The sequence below is a fragment of the Streptomyces sp. WM6378 genome (assembly GCF_001279695.1).
Lineage (GTDB): Bacteria > Actinomycetota > Actinomycetes > Streptomycetales > Streptomycetaceae > Streptomyces.
On record NZ_LGDD01000103.1, the window covers coordinates 1 to 1,819 of the forward strand.

Consider the following 1,819-nt stretch of genomic DNA (forward strand, 5'->3'; position numbering starts at 1 on the left):
AGACCATCAAGCGGCAGATGTACGGCCGCGGGTCGTTCCAACTCCTCCGCACCCGCGTCCTGTTGCGATCGTGACCGTCCCGAGATTTCGACCAGACCCGCTGTCAAAGAGGCGCACCTCGCTGGTCTTGGTCGGCACGGCAAGGACGGCGTCGGTGTTGAAGCTCAGTCCGGTCTCCTTGATGGCGTGGTTCACCTCTACCTGCCAGTCGGTCAGGTACGCACGGCCGTCGGCGAGGATCGTGTCGGTCACCGCGAGACCGTGCGGACGGAACCCTGCTCGGACGACCTTCGCTCCGGTGCCAGCCTTCGGGCGGGGCGACAGTTCGTTGCCGTTGGCCAGAGCCTTCTGCCCCGTCACGGTGAGGTTCCAGATCTGGTGCTTGCCGTCCTTGCCGTTCGTCTCCGCCAGCTCGAGCTCAACCAGCTCCTTCATTGCCCTGCGCACGTACGACCGGCCATCCGTATTTTCCGCCGTGATCACCTGAGCCATCTACCGGACCATCGCTATCCGCACGCATCCCAGCATCCGCAGCGCATCAGCCCGCACCTTCCCGGCCATGGGAGTGGACTTCTTCCCCTTCAACAACGTCTCAGAGCACGTTGGGAGCGGTAGCGACAGCTGTGCCCCGAACGGGCGGCTGCATAGGCCGAGAGGTTCCCAATCGGGCCCACACTGCCCTCGCGGCGCCACGCGGAAGCAGCCAGGCTGGGCATGAGCCCCGTTGGCGACTTCACGCCGGGGCGAAGGAGTTGACACCATGACGAACCTGGTGGGATTCCCGGAGCACACGGTCCGGGTGAACGCGCGTATCGACGCGCCGCTGTCCCGATGGCTGTGGCTCGTGAAATGGATCCTTGCCATTCCGCATTACGTGGTGCTGTTCTTCCTCTGGATCGCCTTCACCATGGTGACCGTGATCGCGTTCTTCGCCATCCTGTTCACCGAGCGCTATCCCCGCGCACTGTTCGACTTCAGCCTGGGAGTACTGCGCTGGAGTTGGCGGGTCTCGTACTACTCGTACGACGCCCTGGGCACCGATCGGTATCCCCCGTTCAGCCTGGGTGAGGAACCGGACTACCCAGCGCGGCTGGACATCGCATACCCGGAGCGGCTCTCCCGCGGCCTCGTGCTGGTGAAGTGGTGGCTCCTCGCCATCCCGCACTACATCGTCGTCGGGTTCTTTCTCGGCGGCGCCCACCTCGGCTGGTGGTCCGGCGGGCTGATCAGCGTACTGACGGTCATCGCGGCTGTCATCCTGACTTTCACCGAGAAGTATCCGAAAGATCTGTTCGACCTGGTCATCGGCCTCAACCGGTGGGTCCTAAGGGTCACCGCGTACGCCGCTCTGATGACGGACAAATACCCACCGTTCCGCCTGGAACAGGGCGGAACGGAAACTGCCGTTCCGCAGGAGCGGGCGTAATCGCTCCGCCGACGGCCGCATTCCCGATCTAAACAGGCTGCCGGACGCCGGCTGCCCCAGAGCCGGACCCTCGACTCCGGGAAGCCCGGAGGTGTGCCGTTCGGAAACTCATCGCGAGGCCAATGAGGCCCGCCGTCGCCACCGCGCGGGCACCCCGTGACCGCGCAACCTCCGTCGGAGAGACTGTGGCGCCTCCGGCTCCGCTCCCGCCGCGACCGCACGGAGCAGAAAGGAAGCATGGGGAGACAGGCAGTCGTCGTGCTCTACGTGCTCGCGCTGGTTGCCGTCGTGGTTGGGGTGGACGTTCTGCTCTTCAGGCACCAGTTCTGGGAGCGGCTGATGGTGAACGTCGGGATCGTCCTGGTGTTCGCGGCGTTCTATTTGAGGTTCCTG

2 protein-coding genes are annotated in these 1,819 nt (G+C 64.9%); one reads left to right on the forward strand and one right to left on the reverse strand.

Annotated elements, in window-relative coordinates; all coding sequences use genetic code 11:
* Positions 1-6: 6 nt before the first annotated feature.
* Positions 7-492, reverse strand: a complete 486-nt coding sequence (locus ADK54_RS11380; protein WP_234392010.1) for a replication-relaxation family protein — start codon at positions 490-492, stop codon at positions 7-9.
* Between the two features lie 268 nt (positions 493-760).
* On the opposite strand from ADK54_RS11380, the gene ADK54_RS11385 reads away from it, so the two are divergent.
* Positions 761-1,426: a DUF4389 domain-containing protein gene (locus ADK54_RS11385; protein WP_053725460.1), complete on the forward strand. Its 666-nt coding sequence runs from the start codon at positions 761-763 to the stop codon at positions 1,424-1,426.
* Positions 1,427-1,819: the final 393 nt, after the last annotated feature.

Coding starts and splice junctions, on each gene's coding strand:
- ADK54_RS11380 (WP_234392010.1), bottom strand. CDS start 492: ATGGCTCAGGTGATCACGGCGGAAAATACGGATGGCCGGTCGTACGTG.
- ADK54_RS11385 (WP_053725460.1), top strand. CDS start 761: ATGACGAACCTGGTGGGATTCCCGGAGCACACGGTCCGGGTGAACGCG.